A 1259-nucleotide genomic window follows, 5' to 3' on the forward strand; every position below is an offset into this window, starting at 1 on the left:
CAGACATCTTCATATCGATGCATTTTCAGGGGTCAGCGGGGACATGTTTCTGGGTGCCCTCGTCGATACCGGTGTGCCCTTGTCTTCTCTTGAAAAAGGCCTCAAAGCCCTAGGCATCAAAGGCTATCGGCTTCGCGAACAGCAGGTGATCCGCAACAGCATCCGGGCCACCAAAGTGGATGTGGATATTCACAAAGGGTTTACCAAGCCCTTATCACTTGGCACCATCAAAAAAACGTTAAAGAATAGCCGCCTGCCGGACGCCATTCGCACGCAAGCCCTTCACACCTTCAAAATGCTGGCTGAAGCCGAAGGCAGGGTTCATGGCCAAGAAACGAATAAGGTACATTTCCATGAGGTGGGTGTGATCGATTCGCTGGTGGATATTGTCGGGACCCTGCTGGGGTTTGCGCATCTGAACGTGACGACGGTGTCATTTTCTCCCATTAATGTGGGAGCCGGCACGATTTCCACGGCGCATGGTCTGCTTCCGGTGCCTGGGCCGGCAGTGGCGCACATGGCCCAAGGCATTTCCATTCTCTCCAATGGCCCGGCCATTGAATTCACGACTCCGACCGGTATCGCATTAATTAAAACTCTCTCTCAGGATTGTAAACCGCTCCCGCGCTTAACGCCACAAACGGTGGGGTATGGCGCAGGCACGGCCGATCCTCATGGCTGGCCCAATGTGCTTCGTCTGTTTGTTGGTGCTCAAGATTCTGATTCTTCGAATCATACGGAACGCATCATCCAGCTTGAGACGAACATTGATGATATGAATCCGCAATTGTATGAGATGATCATGGAGCGCCTGTTCGAGGCCGGAGCACTGGATGTCACCTTGACCCCGACCATCATGAAACGGAGTCGGCCCGGTACGATTGTCACAGTCATCGCGTTCTCACAGAATCTTCAGGCCTTGCAGTCGATACTATTTTCCGAAACCTCGTCGCTCGGAATACGGATCCAGGAAATGGATCGAGCCATTCTACCTCGCTCCTTCCAAACGATTAGACTGTTGGGGGGTTCTGTCCGCATAAAGATTGCTGATCTTGGAAAGGGCCGTACAAAGGCCACTCCCGAATATCGTGATTGTGTCGCGTTAGCTGAACGCACCAAGCAGCCGGTTCAAACGATCATCGACCTCGCACGGCGGACGTATGAAACTGCGAAAACCCCATCCCCTCGCAAAACTTCTCCTGCCAAATTGGCACGGCGCAAGTAACCCGTACATGTCCATCCAACCGACTAAACCGCTT

1 protein-coding gene is annotated in these 1259 nt (G+C 53.0%); it reads left to right on the forward strand.

Going from position 1 to position 1259, the window contains the following annotated elements; genetic code table 11:
- Nucleotides 1-1225 (forward strand): nickel pincer cofactor biosynthesis protein LarC (larC, locus tag AAH187_RS10815; protein WP_342348469.1); only part of this gene is annotated, 1225 nt, incomplete at its 5' end.
- Between the last annotated feature and the right edge of the window lie 34 nt (nucleotides 1226-1259).

Origin of the sequence: uncultured Nitrospira sp., assembly GCA_902500695.1 — a bacterium.
Lineage (GTDB): Bacteria > Nitrospirota > Nitrospiria > Nitrospirales > UBA8639 > Nitrospira_E.